The sequence below is a fragment of the Azospirillum sp. FG154 genome (genome assembly GCF_057809575.1).
In genome coordinates this window covers 1-15,220 of sequence record NZ_JBMDKF010000018.1, presented here as the reverse complement: position 1 = coordinate 15,220, position 15,220 = coordinate 1, and the positions used below count along the sequence as shown (strand labels likewise).

13 protein-coding genes are annotated in these 15,220 nt (G+C 67.5%); 9 read left to right on the top strand and 4 right to left on the bottom strand.

The features are described from left to right. Window positions 1–94: 94 nt before the first annotated feature. Window positions 95–1,417 (top strand): NAD(P)/FAD-dependent oxidoreductase, encoded by a 1,323-nt coding sequence (locus ACODS4_RS19320; RefSeq protein WP_488866509.1) that lies wholly within the window; start codon window positions 95–97, stop codon window positions 1,415–1,417. 124 nt (window positions 1,418–1,541) lie between these two features. Here the strand turns inward: ACODS4_RS19320 and ACODS4_RS19315 are convergent, their stop codons facing one another. Both ACODS4_RS19315 and ACODS4_RS19310 read right to left on the bottom strand, forming a co-directional pair. Further along, window positions 1,542–2,465, bottom strand: a complete 924-nt coding sequence (locus ACODS4_RS19315) for a DMT family transporter (RefSeq protein WP_488866507.1) — start codon at window positions 2,463–2,465, stop codon at window positions 1,542–1,544. A 66-nt stretch (window positions 2,466–2,531) separates the two neighbouring features. After that, entirely contained in the window at window positions 2,532–3,455 is a 924-nt protein-coding gene (locus ACODS4_RS19310) for a GNAT family N-acetyltransferase (RefSeq protein WP_488866505.1), read from the bottom strand. A 310-nt stretch (window positions 3,456–3,765) separates the two neighbouring features. Here ACODS4_RS19310 and argE point away from each other — a divergent pair, with 310 nt between their 5' ends. Genes argE through ACODS4_RS19280 form a run of 6 tightly spaced genes read left to right on the top strand, consistent with a single transcriptional unit; the run spans window position 3,766 to window position 10,299 of the window. Then, on the top strand, window positions 3,766–4,890 hold the full coding sequence (gene argE, locus ACODS4_RS19305) for an acetylornithine deacetylase (protein ID WP_488866503.1): 1,125 nt from the start codon (window positions 3,766–3,768) through the stop codon (window positions 4,888–4,890). Between the two features lie 46 nt (window positions 4,891–4,936). Further along, window positions 4,937–5,860: a 2-hydroxyacid dehydrogenase gene (locus ACODS4_RS19300; protein WP_488866501.1), complete on the top strand. Its 924-nt coding sequence runs from the start codon at window positions 4,937–4,939 to the stop codon at window positions 5,858–5,860. Between the two features lie 56 nt (window positions 5,861–5,916). Continuing rightward, a complete protein-coding gene (locus ACODS4_RS19295) occupies window positions 5,917–6,270 on the top strand; it encodes a cupin domain-containing protein (protein WP_488866499.1) in 354 nt (117 codons plus the stop codon). A gap of 9 nt (window positions 6,271–6,279) precedes the next feature. Beyond that, window positions 6,280–7,746, top strand: coding sequence for an aldehyde dehydrogenase family protein (locus ACODS4_RS19290; RefSeq protein ID WP_488866497.1), 1,467 nt, complete (start codon window positions 6,280–6,282; stop codon window positions 7,744–7,746). Between the two features lie 10 nt (window positions 7,747–7,756). After that, the gene (locus ACODS4_RS19285) at window positions 7,757–8,800 is read left to right on the top strand and encodes a tartrate dehydrogenase (protein ID WP_488866495.1); all 1,044 of its coding nucleotides are present in this window, start codon (window positions 7,757–7,759) and stop codon (window positions 8,798–8,800) included. A 35-nt stretch (window positions 8,801–8,835) separates the two neighbouring features. Then, window positions 8,836–10,299, top strand: coding sequence for an NAD-dependent succinate-semialdehyde dehydrogenase (locus ACODS4_RS19280; protein ID WP_488866493.1), 1,464 nt, complete (start codon window positions 8,836–8,838; stop codon window positions 10,297–10,299). A 101-nt stretch (window positions 10,300–10,400) separates the two neighbouring features. On the opposite strand, the gene ACODS4_RS19275 is transcribed toward ACODS4_RS19280, so the two are convergent. Both ACODS4_RS19275 and ACODS4_RS19270 read right to left on the bottom strand, forming a co-directional pair. Beyond that, window positions 10,401–11,675 (bottom strand): NAD(P)/FAD-dependent oxidoreductase, encoded by a 1,275-nt coding sequence (locus tag ACODS4_RS19275; RefSeq protein WP_488866491.1) that lies wholly within the window; start codon window positions 11,673–11,675, stop codon window positions 10,401–10,403. A gap of 45 nt (window positions 11,676–11,720) precedes the next feature. Next, window positions 11,721–12,389, bottom strand: coding sequence for a haloacid dehalogenase type II (locus ACODS4_RS19270; protein ID WP_488866489.1), 669 nt, complete (start codon window positions 12,387–12,389; stop codon window positions 11,721–11,723). 368 nt (window positions 12,390–12,757) lie between these two features. On the opposite strand from ACODS4_RS19270, the gene ACODS4_RS19265 reads away from it, so the two are divergent. After that, window positions 12,758–13,654 (top strand): GNAT family N-acetyltransferase, encoded by an 897-nt coding sequence (locus tag ACODS4_RS19265; protein WP_488866487.1) that lies wholly within the window; start codon window positions 12,758–12,760, stop codon window positions 13,652–13,654. 13 nt (window positions 13,655–13,667) lie between these two features. Next, window positions 13,668–15,044 carry an aspartate aminotransferase family protein gene (locus ACODS4_RS19260; protein WP_488866486.1) on the top strand — a complete coding sequence of 459 codons (1,377 nt, stop codon included), beginning with the start codon at window positions 13,668–13,670 and terminating at the stop codon, window positions 15,042–15,044. Window positions 15,045–15,220: the final 176 nt, after the last annotated feature.

The following is a 15,220-nucleotide window of genomic DNA, read 5'->3' as shown; positions in this document are numbered from 1 at the left end:
TACGGCGGACCGCTCCGCGCCAGAAGCGGCGCCGGGCGTCGCCCCGAACTGGTCAGAACTGTCGTTGATCCTTTAAAAACGCTGGAACAGGACGATGTCGCCAAGAGCCAAGAAAATTCCAAACGACGAAACCCTTCCGGGTCACGCCGACGTCGTCGTCATAGGCGGCGGCATCGTCGGTTCGGCGACCGCCTATTATCTGGCGAAGCGGGGTCTGTCCGTCGCGCTGCTTGAGAAAGGCTACATCGGCTGCGAACAGTCGAGCCGAAATTGGGGATGGTGTCGGCAGCAAAATCGCGACCCACGAGAAATGCCGCTGTCCGTGCTGGCGATGCGGCTTTGGGACGATCTGGCCAGTGAGATTGGGCAGGATCTGGGGTTCCGACGCTGCGGCCTGCTTTACGCCAGCGACGACGACAAGCAGTTGGCGGAATGGGCAAAATGGCAGGAGGTCGCCAAGCTCTATGATGTCGAAACCCGCATGTTGACGGCGCGCGAAACGGCGGAGAAGTTTCCTGAAGCAAAGCGCACATGGCGCGGGGGCGTCCACGCCGCCCGTGACGGAAAGGCCGAGCCTGCGCTCGCCGCGCCCGTCCTGGCGGAAGGCGCGCGGGCGCTTGGCGCGACGATCCATCAACAATGCGCGGCCTATGGCCTCGACATAACCAATGGAGCGGTGACGGGCGTCCACACGGAAAAGGGACTAATCAAGACTGACGCCGTCCTTTGCGCCGCTGGCGCGTGGGCGTCCGCTTTTTGTCACCTGTTCGGGATCCGCTTTCCCCAGGCAAGCGTCCGCCAGACCGCCCTGCGCTCCCGACCGGCTCCGAACGTCGGCGAGGTGCTGTACACGCCCGATTGCGCCCTGACCCGCCGTCTTGACGGCAGTTACACGATGACGATCAGCGGCAAGGCGACTCTTGAAATCACCCCGCAAAGCCTTCGATACGCCAAACCTTTCATCCCGATGTTCCTGAAACGTCTGCGCGCGGTGCAGGTTGGCGTGGGAAAATCCTTTTTCGTGGGGCCGGAATCGCTGTCCAACTGGTTCCTTGGCAAGGACCGCAAATTTTCCGACCTCCGCGTTCTCGATCCCGCGCCCAGCCCAAAATTCGTGTCCGCGATCCTGTCCAACGTGCGATCAAGCTTCCCGGCGTTGGCCAACATCGAAATCGACGAGAGCTGGGGCGCCTATGTGGATTCCACGCCGGACGCGGTGCCCGTCATCTCTCCCGTCGATCAGGTCGACGGCTTCTATCTTGCCGCCGGTTGCTCAGGCCACGGGTTTGGTCTTGGGCCGGGCGTCGGCTTTCTGGCGGCTGAGATGATCGCCAATGAAAAACCCAGCGTCGACCCTCACCCCTACCGCCTGTCGCGCCTGTCGGACGGCTCAAAAATCAAGGTCGGCGCCCTCTGACCCTCTCCGCTCCAAACATCAAGCCGCGCGCAGGCCAGGCTGGAAACCGCCCATCTGGCTGGGCAAACGGTCAACGTCCTTCCACATCTCTCCGCTGACGCCCCCCGACACGCGGCCCGATGGGCTAAGCCTCACCCTGACGCGCGGCGGATCGGGCCGCGCGCCAATCCGCCAACGGAACCGCCATCGCCGACGCGGCGATCACCACGGCTCCGGCCAGACTGACTGGATTTGGCGACAGACCGAAGATCAACACGTCAAACGCCAACGCCCACACCATCGCGGTGTAATCAAACGGGGCCTGTGTGGACACCGACGCACGGGCCATTCCTTCGATCATGGTGATGTGCGCCAACCCCCCGATGAAGCCAGCGGCCACCAGATTGGCCAACATGGGCCAACTGGTCTCGACCCAGCCGAACGGCCAGCTCATCAGGCCGCCCAACGCGCAGATCGCCGCGAAATAGAAGGCGATGGTTCCCGGCGCGTCCGTCGCGGTCAACGCCTTGATCTGGATCCGACCGGCGGCGGTGGCGACCGACATGGCCAGACCGGCGGCCACCCCGATCACGGTGTTGTGGTCCAGCGTCGGCCCCTGAAAGGCGGGGGCGAGCATCAGGGCGACCCCGGCGAAGCCGCTCAACGCCGCCCCGACCGCCAGCGCCCCCGGTCGTTCCCGCAACGCGATCATCGCCGCCGGCACGACGAGCAGCGGGGCCAGGAAGCCCAGCGCCGTCGCCAGCGCCAGCGGCAAATAGGCCAGCGAGACGAAGGACAGCACCATCGCCACGCCGCCAAACAGATTGCGCTTGATGTGCCCAACCGGTTGCCGGGTTTTCAGCGCCTGCGGAAATTGCCGACGCCACATGAGATACAGGAGGATCGGCGGCAGGGCGAGGGCGCTGCGGTAAAAGATGATCTGCCCGATCGGAATCTCGACGGTGGCCATCCGAATGAACAGCGACATCACGACGAACAGGCCTGCCGACGCAAGCCGCAAAGCGGCCCCGCTGGTGACGAGCGGCGGTTCCGGTGCGCGTGCCGACATGATCGGCGCATCCTTTCATCAAGTCTGACGCCAGCGAACGCTTGAAAGGACGTTTCAAGCGTCGCGTCATCCCAAAGCGTGGGCGGCGAGGGCGAAGGTGACGGGCCGGTCGGGTCCGCGCGTCGCCGGATCGGTCAAGGGCGCGCCCAGCGACATTGTCAGCACCGTGTCGAAAATCCGCAGACCCGACCGGGCGAGGAACAGCGGAAAAACCCCGTCCTCCAGGTGGGTGTCCAGACGCAGGAAGCGGCCGTCATGCGCGTCCACATGGGGGCGGACCACGGCGACCGCGTCGTCGTCCAGCCCGGCGACCACCGGGCCGACGACATGCCCGCGTCCGAAGGGGCGGCACAGGGAAAAGGCGACCAGTTCGCCATCCCGCTCGATCCCATAACCGACCGATTGGGCGAACAAACGCGCGATCAAGTCGGCGCGCGGGGTTCCGAAGGCGCGCGCGTCGAGCGCCGTCACCGCCGGAAGGTCCGTGGCGTCCAGACGGCGCGCCGCGCTGCCGCCGACCGTTTCCTCCGACCGGCGCGCCTCGCCCTGACACTGGAACACGGTTCGATTCGCCACAAAGCCGAGGGAGCGGTAGAGCGCGTGCGCGGCGCGGGTGGCGTTGAGCCGGTAGCTCCGCCCCGCCGACGCGGACATCACCCGTTTCATCAGCCAATCCCCGACCCCCAAGAACTGCAAGCGGGGCGAGGTGATGACCATGCCGATGGTCGCGAAATCGTCGCCATGGGGAAACCACATCGCCGACCCCAGAACCCGGTCGATCTCGTCCAACGCGACGAAGCCGTGACCGACCCCGCGCGCGAACTGCCAATCTTCCGCCCGATGCGGCCAGCCAACCGAAATCGACAGCGCTTGCAAGCGCTCCAGCGCAATGTCGGCGACGTCGGCCATCCGCACGTCGAAGGCGTCGACCGTCAGCACGGCGGACGACGCGCTGTTCCCCGACCCCTCCGCTAGCCCGCGTTCGCTCACTGCTTCCTCCTGCTGCGCGTGTCTGCCGCTTGGGTCGGCGCATCCGTGGGCCAACGCGCCTGGGCCGCCAACCGTCTCTTGAGACTACCGGCGACCCAACCGCACAAATCACCGCAAAGAACCGACCTCGCACAACAATCCTCCAAATCGCCGACGCATTCAGCATGGAATTGAGCGCCCAGCCGCTAAGATCGAGAGGTCGGAACCGACGTGGCCCTGGCCCTTTCCGCACACCCGCAAAACCTCCCAACCGCCAGACCGAACAGACTCCCGACGCCCGCGTTGCGTCGCGGAGCAAGGGGAAGCCGTCATGACCGTGATCGACATCCTGAAGGATCTGATCGCCGTTCCCTCCGTCGTCGGAACCCCCAACGGCGCCATCGTGGACGCGATTCGCCGCGTGCTGGAGGGGGCGGGGGTCCGCGTGCGGGTGCTGCCGGGGCCGGAGGGCGACCGCTTCAACCTGTTCGCCACCATCGGCCCGGCGATGGTGCCGGGCTATGTTCTGTCCGGCCACATGGACGTGGTTCCCGCGACCGAACCCGAATGGACCAGCGACCCGTTCCAACTGCGCGCCGACGGCGATTGCTTTTACGGGCGCGGGACCTCGGACATGAAGGGGTTCATCGCGGCGGCGTTGGCGGCGCTGCCCGCCTTGACCGCCGCCCCGCTCGCCCGCCCCATCCATCTGGCCTTCACTTATGACGAGGAGGCCGGTTGCCAGGGCGCGCCGCATTTGCTGCCGCATCTGCCCAGCTTCTGCGCCCCCCCCATCGGCGTCATCGTGGGGGAGCCGAGCGGCCTGCGCGCCGTCCGCGCCCACAAGGGCAAGGCGGCGGCCCGGCTGACCATTCGGGGGCGGTCAGGCCATTCGTCCCGCCCCGACCAGGGCTTGAACGCCATCCACGCCATGACCGACGCGCTGACCGCCGCCGTCGTCCAGGCTGAACGTTTGACCCATGGCCCGATGGATTCCGTGTTCGAGCCGCCCTACTCCTCCTTGCAGGTCGGCACGATCCAGGGCGGGCGGGCCGTGAACATCATCCCCGACGTCTGCGCCGCCGAATTCGAGGCCCGCGCCATCGCCGGGGTCAATCCCTCCACCCTGCTGGAGCCGGTGCGCCGCGCGGCGGAGCGGTTGGAGGAGCAGGGATTCGCCGTGGATTGGACGGAAATTGGCGCTTATCCCGCTTTGTCGCTCGCCGCCCGCTCGCCGTTGGCGCGTTTGCTGGAGGAGTTGACCGGGCAGGAGCCGCTGGCCGCCGTCAGCTATGGCACCGAAGCCGGTCTGTACCAGACCGCCGGGATGGACGCGATCATCTGCGGCCCCGGCGACATTTCCCGCGCGCACCGCCCCAACGAGCACATCCGCCTCGACGAGTTGCAGGCCTGCCAATCGATGATCGAAGCGTTGGGCGCCCGTTGCCGCCTTTGACCGCCCGCCAACCGCGCCACGCTCCAGGAAAGCCCAAGGAACGCTTATGACCTTTCTGTTCCATTCCGACGCCGCGCGCGGCGCGATCTTCGCCGAAGCCTTCGCCCGCGAACTGCCCGAGATTCCCTTCTCCATGGATCCGGCCACCGTCGATCCCGACGCGGTGCGTCACCTCATCACCTGGACCATCCCCGACAACCTTGCCCGTTACCGCAATCTGGAGATGGTCTTTTCCATCGGGGCGGGGGTGGACCAATTCACCATGTCCACTCTGCCCGACCATGTGAAGGTCGTCCGCATGGTGGAGGACGGCATCGTCCGCATGATGCAGGAATACGCGACCATGGCCGTGCTGTCGCTGCACCGCCAGCTTCCGGCCTACCGCGCCCAGCAGGCGCACGGCGTCTGGCGCGCCCTGCCGCAGCCGCAGGCGGCGCGGCGCCGGGTCGGCGTGCTGGGGCTGGGCGTGCTGGGGCAAGCGGTGCTGGAACGGCTGAAGCCCTTCGGCTTCCCACTGGCGGGCTGGAGCCGTTCGTCGCGTCACCTGGACGGCGTGACCTGCCGCCATGGCGCGGACGGGCTGGACGCGATGCTGGCCGAGACCGACATCCTGATCGTGCTGCTGCCGCTGACCCCCGACACGCGCGGATTCCTCGACGCGTCGCTGCTGGCCAAGCTGCCCAAGGGGGCGGCGCTGGTCCACACCGGGCGCGGGCCGCAGTTGGACCACGCGGCGCTTTTGGACGCGCTCGATTCCGGCCATCTCTCCGGCGCGGTGATCGATGTGACCGACCCGGAACCACTGCCGCCCGATCATCCCTTCTGGTCGCACCCGAACATCCTGCTGACTCCGCACATCGCCAGCGTCACCCAACCCGACAGCGCCGCCCAGGCGGTCATCGCCAACCTGCGCCGTCACTGGGCCGGGTTGGATCCGGTCGGGCTGGTGGACCGGCGGCGCGGCTATTGACGCCCCACTCATTCCCTTCCCTCGCGGCCCCGCCGCTTCTGACCAAAGGCTTTTCCATGTCGCTGCTCAAGACCATCGATCCGAACCCGACCTTCGCCCCGCGCGAATCCGGCCCGCTGCCGGAACGGCTGATCGCCGGGTCGCCCGCCTTCAAGACCTGGGCGCAGGACGCCGACAAGAACGACACCATCCTGACCGGCGTGTGGGAAGCCACCCCGGGCGAAACCCGCTCCATCAAGGGAACGACCTTCGAGTTCTGCCACATCCTGGCGGGCGTCGTCGAAATCACCCCGGACGGCGGGGAGCCGGTGGTCTACCGCGCGGGCGACAGCTTCGTCATGAAGCCGGGCTTCGTCGGCGTGTGGAAGACCATCGAGACGGTCCGCAAAATCTACGTCACCATCACCTGAGGACGCGTCATGAGCCTGACCTTTGACCCGGATCGCCTGCCGGTGCCCATCGGCCATTGGATCGGCGACCGCCTGATTCCGGCGGGGGGCGATGGGCTGCCGATGCGCCGCCCGTCCGATGGTCGGGCTTACGCCGACTGCCCGATGGCCTCATCCGATCGGGTGGACGAGGCGGTCGCTGCCGCGCAAGCCGCCCTGAAAACCAGCAACTGGGGCAATGTGCGCCCGCGCGAGCGCACCAACGTCCTGCACCGCTGGGCCGGCCTGATCGAGGCGGAGGCCGAAACCCTGGCGAAGGTGGAGGCGCTGTCCTCCACCCGCCCGGTCGGCCAGCTCGTCGCCGGGGACATCGCGGTGACGGCGGAACAGATCCGCTTCTTCGCCGAATTCGCCGACAAGGAGGGCGGCGACCTCGCCCCCACCGACGACGGCGCCCTCGGCTTGGTGATGACGGAGCCGTATGGCGTCGTCGGCGCCATCACGCCGTGGAATTTCCCACTGTCGATGGCGGGCTGGAAGCTTGGCCCGGCGCTGGCGGCGGGCAACGCCGTGGTGCTGAAGCCGTCGGAAATGACGCCCTTCTCCACCGTGCTGCTGGCGCAACTGGCGGTGAAGGCCGGTTTGCCCGCCGGTCTCATCAACATCGTTCTGGGCGACGGCCCGACCACCGGGGCGGCCATCACCCGCCATCCCGGCATCGCCAAGGTCAGCTTCACCGGATCGACGGCGGCGGGATCGGCGATCATGACCGACGTCGCCCGCAGCGGCGTCAAGCCGATGACGCTGGAGCTGGGCGGCAAAAGCCCGCAAATCGTCTTCGCCGACGCCGATCTGGACAAGGCCGCCGCCGCCATCGCCACCAGCGTTCTGTCCAACGCCGGGCAAGCCTGCGTCGCCGGGTCGCGCCTGCTGGTGGAACGGTCGGTGGCCGACGCGCTGCTGGACCGGATTGTGGGCCACATGCGCGCCGTCCGCCCCGGCCCGACCTGGAACGCGGAGACGCGCTATTCCCCGATCATCTCCGAACGGCAGCGCGACCGCATCCACGCCATCGTGTCGGCCTCGCTCACCGGATCGGTGGAATGCCTGACCGGCGGCGGCCCGATGGAAGGCGATGGCTATTTCTACGCGCCGACGCTGCTCACCGGGGTCGATCAAACCTCCCCCGCCGTGGTTGAGGAAATTTTCGGCCCGGTCCTGACCGTGCAGCGCTTCGATGCGGAGGAGGAGGCGATGGCGATGGCCGACCATCCCACCTACGGGCTGGCCGCCGGTCTTTACACCCGCGACCTGTCGCGCGCGCTGCGCCTGACCCGGCGGCTTCAGGCTGGGACGGTCTGGGTCAACCGCTATGGCCGCTCCCGCGACCACATCCTGCCGACCGGCGGCTACAAACGCTCCGGCATCGGCAAGGATCTCGGGCGCGACGCCTATCTCGCCAACCGCCGCAGCAAAAGCGTGCTGATCGGCTTGTAAGGGACGTCTGATGAAAACCCATTCCATTGCGATCATCAAGGGCGACGGCATCGGACACGCGGTGATCGATTCCGCGTGGGAGGTGCTGCAAGCCGTGGCCAAGGGATCCGGCTTCGCGCTGGAGGGAACCGCCCTGCCCTGGTCCTGCGCGTATTACAAAGACACCGGCGCGATGATGCCCGCCGATGGAATCGAGACGCTGCGCCGCTTCGACGCCATCCTGCTGGGGGCCGTCGGCTGGCCGGCGGAGGTGCCGGATTCGGTGTCCCTGCATGGGCTGCTGCTGCCCATCCGCAAGGCGTTCGAGCAATACGCCAACGTCCGCCCGCACCGGCTGCTGCCGGGGGTGGAGGGGCCGTTGCGGCGCGGCGGCTTCGACATCCTGTGCGTGCGCGAAAACACCGAAGGCGAATATTCCGGGGCCGGTGGCCGCGTCCACCAGGGCACGGCGCATGAGGTGGCGGTGGAAACCGGGATCTTCACCCGCATGGGGGTGGAGCGCATCCTGCGCTTCGCCTTCGCCCAGGCCCGCGCCCGGCGCGGCAAGCTCGCCTCCGTCACCAAATCGAACGCGCAGAAGCATTCGATGGTCTTCTGGGACGAGATCACCCGCCAACTGGCCGCTGAACACCCCGACGTCGAGGTGACGAGCTATCACGTTGACGCGATGGCCGCGCGCATGGTGACGAACCCGGACAGCCTGGACGTGGTGGTGGCCTCCAACCTGTTCGGCGACATCCTCACCGATCTGGGGGCGGCGATCCAGGGCGGCTTGGGCTTCGCCGCGTCGGCCAACCTCAACCCCAGCCGCAACGCCCCGTCGATGTTCGAGCCGGTGCACGGTTCCGCCCCCGACATCGCCCATCTCGGCATAGCCAACCCCATCGCCGCCATCTGGTCCGGCGCGATGATGCTGGAGCATCTGGGGGAACAGGCCGCCGCCGACCGCGTGATGGCCGCGCTGGGCGCGACCACCGGGCGCGGCGTCGGGACCATTCCCGGCAAGGACCGCACCGACGCCATCACCGCCGCCGTGCTGTCGGCCCTGTCCTGACCGCACCCCACCCCGCAACAGGAACAGACACGACCATGACCATCCTTTCCCTTCTGACCGATCCCACCCTGTTCCGCGAACAGGGGCTGATCGGCGGGCGTTGGCGCGACGGGGCCGCCGGTCACACGATGACGGTCCAGAATCCGGCGACCCAGAGCGTGATCGGCGCGGTCCCCGACATGGACGGGAACGACGCCCGCGACGCCATCACGGCGGCGGCCGCCGCCTTCCCGGCCTGGCGGAAGCGCACCCACGCCGAGCGCGCCGCGCTGCTGGAGCGCTGGCACGCCCTGATGATCGAAAACCTGGAGGATCTGGCCCGCATCCTGACGCTGGAGCAGGGCAAGCCGCTGGACGAGGCGCGCGGCGAAATCCGCTATGGCGCGTCCTTCGTCAAATGGTTCGCGGAGGAGGCCCGGCGCATCGGCGGCGGGACCATCCCCTCCCCCACGCCCGACCGCCGGATCGTGGTGCTGAAGGAGCCGGTCGGCGTCTGCGGCGTCATCACGCCGTGGAACTTCCCCAACGCGATGATTACCCGCAAGGTGGCCCCGGCGCTGGCGGCTGGCTGCGCCGTGGTCATCAAGCCGTCCGACTTCACCCCCTACTCGGCGCTGGCGCTGGGGGTGCTGGCCGAGCGGGCCGGGATCCCGGCGGGCGTCATCAACATCCTGACCGGTCGCCCCGAAGCCATCGGCGAGGAAATCCTCGCCAACGACACGGTGCGCAAGATCTCCTTCACCGGATCGACCCGCGTCGGCTCGCTGCTGATGCGCGGGGCCGCCGCCAGCATCAAGCGGTTGAGCCTGGAGCTGGGCGGCAACGCGCCCTTCATCGTCTTTGACGACGCCGACCTGGATCAGGCGGTGGAGGGGGTGCTGATCTCCAAATTCCGCAATGGCGGGCAAACCTGCGTCTGCGCCAACCGCATCCTGGTGCAGGCGGGGGTGTACGACGCCTTCCGCGACCGGTTGGTCGCACGGGTCAACGCCATGCGCGTGGGATCCGGGCTGGAGCCGGGGGTGGCCATCGGCCCGATGATAAACGCCGCCGCCGTCGAGAAGATCAACCGCCACATCACCAACGCGGTGGCCAAGGGCGCGACCATCGTGTCGTCGGCGGTCGCCCCGGATGGGCCGCAGTTCGTCGCCCCGGTGGTGCTGACCAACGCCACCACCGACATGCTGCTGGCCAACGAGGAAACCTTCGGCCCGGTCGCCCCGCTGTTCCGTTTCGAGACGGAGGCGGAGGCCATCGCGCTCGCCAACGCCACGCCCTTCGGCTTGGCCGCTTATTTCTACACGCAGAATCTCGCGCGCTCCTGGCGGGTGGGCGAAGCGTTGGAAGCGGGCATGGTCGGGCTGAACACCGGCTTGATCTCCACCGAGGTCGCCCCCTTCGGCGGCGTCAAACAATCGGGCTTGGGCCGTGAAGGCGCGCAGGTGGGCATCGAGGAGTATCTGGAGCTGAAAACCTTCCACATCGGCGGGTTGGGCTGACGCAAAAAAACGGCGGGAACGATCATCGTTCCCGCCGGAGGCTCCGCACCGACGAACCCAAGAACGGACGCTCGAAACCCGCTTTCGAGCGTCCGTTGGCGTCACTGAACGCGGTCGAGCATCTTGTAATACAGCCCGACCAGCGGCAGGAACCAGGGCTTGCCGAAATGCCCCGGCACGGCGGGCCAGGGCAGCCCTTTCAACGGGTTGCGGTCTTCCCGTCCCAGAATGGCGTCGGCCATGGCCATGCCCAAATGGGTGGAGAGCTGCGCGCCGTGCCCGGAATAGCCCATCGCGTACCACAAGCCGTCCTGATAACCCGCGCGCGGGTAGCGGTCGCTGGTCATGTCCACCAGACCGCCCCAACAATAATCAATGTCGACGCTGGCGATTTGCGGAAAGATCCGCGCCATGTTGGCCCGCAGGACCGCCCCGCTTTTGGCGTCGGACCGCTGGTCGGAGGTGGCTGAGAAGCGCGCCCGCCCGCCGAAGATCAAGCGGCGGTCGGGGGACAGGCGGAAGTAGTTGCCGATGTTCATCGAGGTGACGTAGGTGCGGTTCCCCGGCGCCACCGAAGCGATCTCGTCATCGGTCAGCGGACGGGTGGCGATGATGAAGCTGCCGACGGAGATGATCCTGCGGCGGAAATAACTGAAATTGGGCGTGGTGTAGCCGCCGGTGGCGACCAACACCTGATTGGCGGTGATCGCGCCGCGCCCGGTGGCCAGCGTGTGGCGGTCGCCCGAACGGGTGATGGCGCTGACCGCCGCGTCTTCCGCCAGAACCGCGCCGTGCCGCTTGGCCGCGTCGGCCAACCCGACGATGAAGCGGCCCATGTGCATCATGGCGCTCTTGCGCGACAGCATCGCGCCGAAGAAAGGCGCGCCGACCTCCCCCCTCAGCCCCTCAGCGCTCAACAGCGCGGTGTCGGGGTCAACCTCGCGGTTCACCGCCTCAAAATTCCGGGCGATGGCGTCGAAATGGCCGGGCTTGGAGGCCAGCTTCAGCTTTCCCGCCCGGCGGAAATCGCAGTCGATCCCCTCTTCGGCGATCAGCGCCTCCAACGTGTCGATGGAAGCGTCGAAGGCGCGGTAGAGCGCGATGGCGCGCTCCGCCCCCAACGCGGTTTTGGCGGCGAGGAAACTGTGGGCAAGACCGTTGTTGAGGTGCCCGCCGTTGCGCCCGGAGGCGCCGGACCCAACCCGCCCCGCCTCCAGCACGATCACCCGCGCTCCGCCCTTGGCCAACTGCCGGGCGGCTCCCAGGCCGGTGAACCCCCCGCCGACGATGGCGACGTCGTAGTGACCCGACAAGGGGCCTTCGACCCCGCCCGCGAAGGCTGGACCGGTGTCGTGCCAGTAGGAGACGAATTTCATAGCGCTGCGTCCTTATCCTCGCCGCCCGAACCGAACAACCGCTCCTTACAGCCCGACCACGCCGGGCAGGCCGGAAATGTCGGAAATCTCGACATAGCCGTAGAAGGGATTGGCCGGTTCATGGCCGCGATTGACCCACACCTTGTTGCGGATCCCCAGATCATGGGCCGACATCAGGTCGTAGCGGAAGGAGGAGGAGCAATGCAGAATGTCGTCCGGCCCGCAGCCCAGCATGTCGAACATGTATTCAAACGCCTTGAAGCGCGGCTTGTAGGCTTGCGCCTGCTCGGCGGTGTAGACGGCGTGGAAGGGCGCGCCCAGCTTTTCCACATTCGACGGGATCTGCGCGTTCATCGCGTTGGACAGGATGACCAGCGGAATTTCCTTGGCGACCTTGGCCAACCCGGCCGGCACGTCGGCGTGCGGCCCCCAGGTGGGAACCCGCTCATAGACCATGCGCGCGTCCTCCTCGCGGAAAGCGACGTTGTTGCGCTTGCATGTGCGCTCCAGGGCGTTGTGAACCACTTCCGCGTAGGGCTTCCAGTCGCCCAAAACCTCGTCGAGACGGTAGCCTGAGAAATTCTTGATGAACTCCGTCATCCGCGCCTCATCAAGGACCGACCCGTACAGATCGCGCGCGGCTTCCGCCATCTGATAGTTGATGAGCGTGCCGTGGCAATCGAAGGTGACGTATTTCGGCCGAAACTGGGTCATGGCGGATTCCTTGAGATGGGGCCCGGACAGGGGCGGCGATGAGGACAGCGGGCGATCAACCCTGCCCCATGATCCTAGCCACGCCGCGCCAACGAGCCTGACCGAATTGCCCGGCGCGAAAGCACAATCTTCCGTTTCCGCTTCAGCCCTCAGCATTTGTTTGGGAGAGGGCGTTGGCAAAGCTCCGCCGAACTCGGGGCCAACGCCCTCTCGACGCCCCCATCGACCGGATCGTCCGCTTGGTCCACGGCATAAGATGCGGCGGGCCGCCGAAGCAAAGGTGGAAGATGTCGCGACGGCGACCACCTTCAACACCTGTCCGGGACCGCTCGCTGCCACTCTTGGAGCAGAGGGTGAAAGGACGACCTATGAGCAAGCAATCGTTTGACTGTCTGGCCTTCGAGGCGACGCATCTCAAAGACGCGCTCGCCCTGTCCCAACAGGAGCAGTGGCCGCACCGGCTGGAGGATTGGGGCGTGGCCCTTTCCCTAAGCCAAGGGCTGGTCGCCGTGACCAGCGAGCCGGACGCCGACGGACAGGCGCGCGCGCGCGTGGTCGGCACCGTGCTGATGACGCCCTACGGGGACGACGCGGCCACCATCAACATGGTCATCGTCGCCAAGTCGATGCGCGGCCAGGGCCTTGGCCGCCGCCTGATGGATGAAGCGATGGCGTTGGCGGGATCCCGCCCCCTGCGCCTCGTCGCCACCCGCGAGGGGTTGCCGCTTTATGAGAAGCTGGGCTTCCGCGAAACCGGCGTGGTCCTTCAACACCAAGGAAACGCTGGACCCGTGCCGCAGCCGGTGACGGAAGACGTCGCCCCGGCCAACCCCGCCGATCTGCCCAGCATCGCCGCCCTGGATCGCCAGGCCTTTGGGGCCGACCGCAGCGGCCTGCTCGCCCGCTTCGCCACGTTGGCCGCCATCACGTTGCTGCGGCGGAACGGCAGGATCGTCGGTTTCGCCGCGCTGCGCGACTTTGGCCGGGGCAAGGTCATTGGCCCGGTGGCGGCCCCGGACCTGGACGGCGCCAAGGCCCTGATCGGCCCCATCATCGCCGCCCATCCGGGCGATTTTCTGCGGGTGGACACCACCACCGACACCGGCCTTGGCCCGTGGCTGGCCGATTGCGGCCTGCGCCACGTCGGCGGCGGCGTCGCCATGCGCCGCCCCGCCCCATCGCCCGCCGCCCCTCCCCCCTCGGCGGCGGCCCCCGCCGTCACCCCCGCCGTCACCTACGCGCTCGCCAGCCAGGCGTTCGGCTGATCTGGAGAAGACCTTGCTCAGCAATTCCCTCATCGAACTCGACCGCGCCCATCTGGTGCATCCCGTCGCGTCGTATCGCGGCCATGAAAAGGCGGGCGTCCGGGTGATCGCCTCCGCCAACGGGGCGACGATCACCGACGCCTCCGGCCATCGGTTGGTGGACGGCTTCGCTGGTCTGTGGTGCGTCAACGCCGGTTACGGGCAACAGAGCCTGATCGACGCCGCCACCCGCCAGATGCAGGAGTTGCCCTACGCCACCGCCTATTTCGGGCTTGGCTCCGAACCGGCGATCCGGCTGGCGGCGGCCCTGGCCGACCGCGCGCCCGGCGACCTGAACCACGTCTATTTCACCCTGGGCGGGTCGGACGCGGTGGACAGCACCATCCGCTTCATCCGCTATTACTGGCAGGCCAAGGGCCAGCCGCAGCGCGACCAGTTCATTTCGGTGGAGCAGGGCTATCACGGCTCCTCCACCACCGGGGCCGGTTTGACCGCCCTGCCCGCCTTCCACGCGGGATTCGGCGTCCCGTTCGACTGGCAGCACAAGATTCCGTCGCACTACGCCTACCGCAACCCGGCGGGCGACGACGGCGCGGCGATCATCGCCGCCTCGATCAAAGCGCTTGACGCCAAGATCGCCGAGATCGGCGGGCCGGAGCGGGTCGCCGCCCTCTACGCCGAGCCGATCCAGGGATCGGGCGGGGTCCTGGTGCCGCCCGACGGCTGGATGAAGGCGATGGCCGACCGCTGCCGCAGCCTGGGAATCCTGTTCGTCGCCGACGAGGTCATCACCGGCTTTGGCCGCACCGGCCCGCTGTTCGCCTGTTCCGACGACGGTGTGGTTCCCGATTTGATGACCACGGCCAAGGGCTTGACCTCCGGTTACGTGCCGATGGGCGCGGTCTTCCTCTCCGACGCGGTCTATGACACCATCGCCGACGCCGCCGGGACCGCCGCCGTCGGGCATGGCTACACCTACTCCGCTCATCCGGTCAGCGCGGCGGTCGGTTTGGAGGCGTTGCGGCTGTACGAGGATGGCCTGATGGCCAACGGCGTGAAGGCCGGCGCCCGGCTGATGGCCGGGCTTCAGGCCCTGCGCGACCATCCGCTGGTCGGCGACGTGCGCGGGCGCGGCATGTTGGCCGCCATTGAACTGGTGGTGGACAAGGAGCGCAAAACGCCCCTGCCCACCGCCGCCGAACCGGCCCGCCGCGTCTTTGACCGGGCCTGGAGCAACGGTCTGGTCATCCGCGCCTTCCCGACCGGCGTTTTGGGCTACGCCCCGCCGCTCTGCTGCACGGACGACGACATCGACGCGATCCTGGAGCGGACGGTCCGCACGCTGGACCAAACGCTGGAGGATCCGGACGTGCGCCGCGCCATGCGGTGAGAACGGACTCCACTAGAGCGGATCGCGTTAAATCGGGATCGATTTAACGCGTGAATCCGCTCGATAAATCAAAGCTTAGAGCGCCGCGCTGTTTCAGATTTAGCGCGCGGCGCTTGTCTTATAGAACGCTCGGCTCATTCTGCAAGAATGGGCCGCTTGGGGTGGGGGGGCCCCCA